This is a genomic window from Tatumella sp. JGM91 (assembly GCF_018257575.1).
GTDB lineage: Bacteria > Pseudomonadota > Gammaproteobacteria > Enterobacterales > Enterobacteriaceae > Tatumella > Tatumella punctata.
In genome coordinates this window covers 1-4866 of sequence record NZ_JAERJP010000042.1, presented here as the reverse complement: position 1 = coordinate 4866, position 4866 = coordinate 1, and the positions used below count along the sequence as shown (strand labels likewise).

The window sequence follows — 4866 nt, the reverse complement described above, 5'->3', positions numbered from 1 at the left end:
AATACGTTTCATGTGTCACTCCATGTCCTCAGATTGATTTTTCAGAGGGGGTGACAACTATGCTGACACTGAGGGGAATTTTCGTAGTATTAAAAAAACTTTTGATTTATTTGACAAATTAAAATCATTTGTATTTAAATTGTTTTTTTGTTTAAGTGTTTGAATTTTATTGTAAAAGTTCGTCACTTTTAAAAAGTAAATTTATATGAAATTTTTCGCAAACTCAATTTTATTGAAATCTCGATATGACATAGTTAAGATTTATCTCAATTAATGTAAGTTTTATTACTAAATTTAATAGTGCGATAAGGCTTATTAATAATTAACTTAAATAGATTATCAATTGAGGTAATATGTCAGAAGATTTGTACGATAAAGGTTTTTATGATAGCCAAAGAGAAAGCAGCTATCGGGCCGCAATTAAAATACTTAATGAAATTAAATACTTGTATAACTTCGGTTCAGTGGTTGATATCGGTTGTGGGATGGGAGAGTGGTTAAAAGCGTCAAATGAACTAGGTGCTACAACCATACAAGGTTATGACGGTCACTATGTTGATCGTGAAGAGATGTCTATAGATAGTGCATTTTTTACAGAAATAGATCTGGAATCAGATAACTTATCTATAAATGAAAAATATGACTTAGCAATTTGCATGGAAGTGATCGAACACATTAGCCATGCAAGTGGGTTGCTGCTCATTGACCAACTTTGTAAAGCCTCAGACGTAGTGCTTTTTTCTGCTGCAATTCCATTTCAGGGAGGAACAGGTCATATTAATGAAGCTTGGCCTCAAGAATGGATAAAACACTTCAGTAAGAATGGATTCTTTGTTGTAGATTTTATACGCCCTAAATTTTGGCATGACGAGTCTTTACCATGGTGGTATCGGCAAAATGCATTTCTGTTCATCAAGAAAAAAAGCTTAGCTGCAAATTATTTTGATAATTTCAGTGAAAAAATGATGATGCCTCACAGTGTAGTTCATCCGAACCTCTTCATTTTGAACTCAACCAAAAATAATTTGATTGATGGAAGTAAGGGAGGGGATTTTTTGTTAACCGAAGACACTCGTAATCAAAAAATTAAACCTTACGATGATAAAAGTTGCATTATCGACTACCCCTGTTCAAATAATTATGATGTAAACAGTGGAGATAAGTGCGTTTCGATTATTATGCGAACGCAAAATAGACCAATCCTTTTGGCTCGAGCCATTACAAGCGTAGTAGAGCAAACATATTCTAAATGGCATTTATATATCATCAATGATGGCGGTGATAAGAAAGGTGTTGAACAGTGCGTTAACTTGTACCGTGACGCTTTGATAAACAAAATTACTATTTTACATCATGATTCTGCTTTAGGAATGGAAGCAGCTAGTGATAGTGCTGTAGAACTTATTGAAAGTGAGTTTGCTATAGTTCACGATGATGACGACTCGTGGGATAAAGAATTTTTAGAAGAATGTGTAGATTATCTTTCAGGCGAGTCAAGTAAATTTTACGGCGGCGTAGTAACACACACTACATTAATTAGAGAGACGGTTACTGACAGCGAGATAAAATTCATTGAGGAATGCGAATTCAACAATTGGTATACTGAAATAGACTTATATCGCTTACTGGGTGAAAACACGTTTGCTCCAATTTCCTTCATGTTCAGAACAAAACTGTTTGAAGAAATTGGTATATTTAACAAAAACCTTCCTGTTTTAGGTGATTGGGATTTCAATATAAGAGCGCTATTTTCAGCCGATATTGGAGTTTTACCAAAAAAATTAGCATTCTATCATCATCGCATTCAAAGTGAAAATAACGCATATGGGAATAGCGTTACACAAGGAATTAACAAACATTTAAGATATAACACATTATATCGCAACTCACTACTGAGAAAAGCTACAAAAGAAGCTCCTTGGATGCTTGGCTTCTTAATTAACGAAGCGAAAGTTCATCATGAACTCAATAATCGAATTACAGGATTGGAACATCGATTAGATCAAGTTTTGTCTAGATCAGAAAAAACCATTAGTGATATGCATGAGCTACTTCACTATCATATGTCATTTAAAAATGAGCAAATTCGTATTGCGAATGAATCATTAGCGACAAGCATTGAATCTTATAAACTAATTGAGAGAATTTTCAAAGTTTTCTCAGCTGTATCAAAGCCAATTTTATTTATAAAAAGAAAAGTATTAAAAATCAACTAATCCATCAACCAATAATTTAAGTTTAGAGATCATGAAAGATAATTTTTTTGCAAATTTAACAACTGACAGTAAAGAGAATTACAACAAAGCAGTAGTTGTAAGCTTTGATATTTTCGACACTGTAGTTACTAGACTTGTCGCAGCGCCGAAGCATATATTTTCATTAGTGGCAGAACGATCAAAAAAAATTTTAAACAATGAGCAATTAAAAAAATTCACATTATGCAGAATTGAAGCTGAAGAAAGAGCTAGGAAGGCAGCGAGAAATGAATATCGGGAAGAAGTTACGCTGCATGAGATATACTATCAACTGAAGTCATTACTTAATATCAACGATTCACTTTCGGATAAAATACTCCATTTTGAAAATGAAGTTGAATTTGAGAATATCATTCCTATTGAACCAATGGTAAAAATTTACAATAAAGCTTTAAATGACGGTAAACAAGTTGTTTTTGTATCTGATATGTACTTAGATAAAAAAATTATTGAAAGCATATTGATTAAATGCGGATTTAATACATATCAAAAACTCTTTATTTCAAGTGAAATTAAGTTAACTAAGGGGTCAGGTCGCTTATGGCCTCATGTACTTCAGACCCTTGACGTAGAACCAAATAACATCATCCATTTTGGTGATAGTTCATGGGGAGACATCAAACGAGCTAGTGAACATGGATTAAATACAGTACATTTTCCTTTTTTGGCACAAGATCAAAAAAACAGGAATAATGTTAATTCAACCACATTAACTTTATCAAAGTTTGTGCAAAAAAATAGAATAAACGATATCTTTTGCAATAATACCTATAAAAGAATTGGAGAGAATTATCTTTCTGTTATGTATATGAGCTATGTTAAATGGATAGCAGAAAATGCAGAAAAAACAGGAGTTAACAATCTTCTTTTCCTTTCAAGAGATGGCTATATACTAAAAAAAGTTTGGGATATTCTTTCTTCGAAAAATCTTGTACCTCAAAACATCAAAGCATCTTACTTTCAAGTCTCAAGAAAATCACTGATTATGTCTTCAATTGTTGAATTAACTCCATCAATTATAGACTTTCTAATCAGTGGAGGGGAAAAAGGTAGAACTGTTAAAACCTTTGTAGAAAGGACAGGGATTACGATATCAAAAAACATACTTTCTAAGATAAATGCTATATTTAAAAATCCTGAATACATCATTAGCTCCAACGATGATTACATTAATCTTAGGCAGTTATTTGGTGATTTAAGAAAGGAGATTTTAGATTTTAGTGCACAATCAAGAGTGAATGCTATTAAGTATTTTGAAAAATTTAAAATATTTAACAATCAAAGTCGCACTGCAATAGTTGATTTAGGCTGGCAGGGTAATATGCAGGGTGCAATAAAAAAAATCATAAACTTTGTAGAGCCTAACATTTCAATTTCTGGTTTTTACTTTGGTTTGTGGCGCAATTCTCTTGGAAAATTATACTCATCAGGAAGTATGAAAGGTATGATTTGCAATGGGCTACAACATCCAAATTATGAAAGAAAATTAATTCAATTAGCTCCTTTGCTCGAGGCTCTACATAGCGCCCCTCACGGCTCAGTTAAGGGTTATGAGAGTGTGGATGATGAAATTGTAGTTATACATCAAGACTATAAAACTGAAAAAAAGGTCTACGAAGAAATTATCGTTAATCTTCATCATTTTGCATTAGCTTCCATTGAAAATATTGCATCAGGTAAAAGCAATTTAAATTTCGATGAGTTGAATACTAAGCTATGCCAAGAGGTTTTAGAAGAGTTGTTAGTCCTTCCTAACTCTCGTGAACTCGATGTACTGGGTAAAATACGTCATATTGATGGATTTGAGCATTCGGGAGAAGGTGTAAGTTTAGTACCATATGATGAAGAAATTCCAAAAAATGAAGATGATGCATTTAGCATTCTTTCAAAATATCACTTTTGGGTTCCCGGTGTTTTAGCATTTTGGAAAAATGAGTTTGATTATAACAATCATATGGTTTTAAAGAACTTGTCTCTAAACTATAGATATTTGGGGCAAGATTGGATTGACTCTCTGTATCATTAAAGACTTAATAAATATTAAGTCCCAGACTGCTGACAAAGTCCTGGCTGAAAAGTCAGGACTTTGATCTAATAAGGTCAGTACAAAAACGGACTGACGGTAATCCCCCCGAAAAATCGGGGTGTTTATAAGTAGAGTTTTCTCGTAATCTGAACCGGGGAGATCTCTATGAAAAAATCGCGTTTTACCGACAGCCAGATCATGTCCATCCTGAAGCAAGCCGAGGCCGGAACGCCGGTTTCTGAACTGTGCCGCGAGCATGGTATGAGCAATGCTAGTTTCTATAAGTGGCGCTCACGCTTTGGCGGGATGGATGCCTCCATGATGGCCCGTCTCAAAGACCCGGAAGACGAAAACCGCCGCCTGAAAAAGATGTATGCCGAAGAACGACTCAAAGCAGAAATTATTCAGGAGGCCATGGCAAAATTCTGCTGACCATTGTTCACTGTTCTTTTCTGCACCGGGCACCGGTTTCCCCTCTGATTTAGCCTGATTACGCCAGTTATACAGGGTACGGTAAGTGTCAAGGTAGTTGTCACCCCCGGTTAATTTAAGCCGCCTGTTTTTCCCGTTCCGGGTTCAACGTTA

At 34.5% G+C, this 4866-nt stretch carries 2 protein-coding genes and 1 pseudogene; all 3 read left to right on the top strand.

Annotation, left to right across the window (positions count from 1 at the left end; genetic code table 11):
• The first annotated feature begins 353 nt into the window (after nucleotides 1–353).
• The gene (locus JK198_RS16615) at nucleotides 354–2216 is read left to right on the top strand and encodes a glycosyltransferase (RefSeq protein WP_212711048.1); all 1863 of its coding nucleotides are present in this window, start codon (nucleotides 354–356) and stop codon (nucleotides 2214–2216) included.
• A gap of 31 nt (nucleotides 2217–2247) precedes the next feature.
• Complete coding sequence (locus JK198_RS16610; protein WP_212711047.1) at nucleotides 2248–4281, top strand: hypothetical protein; 2034 nt, start codon at nucleotides 2248–2250, stop codon at nucleotides 4279–4281.
• A 165-nt stretch (nucleotides 4282–4446) separates the two neighbouring features.
• Nucleotides 4447–4704: pseudogene (locus JK198_RS16605) on the top strand (transposase); the annotation flags it as partial.
• Between the last annotated feature and the right edge of the window lie 162 nt (nucleotides 4705–4866).

Excerpts from the sequence above, each read along its gene's own strand:
- JK198_RS16615 (WP_212711048.1), top strand. The coding sequence starts at position 354 with ATGTCAGAAGATTTGTACGATAAAGGTTTTTATGATAGCCAAAGAGAA.
- JK198_RS16610 (WP_212711047.1), top strand. The coding sequence starts at position 2,248 with ATGAAAGATAATTTTTTTGCAAATTTAACAACTGACAGTAAAGAGAAT.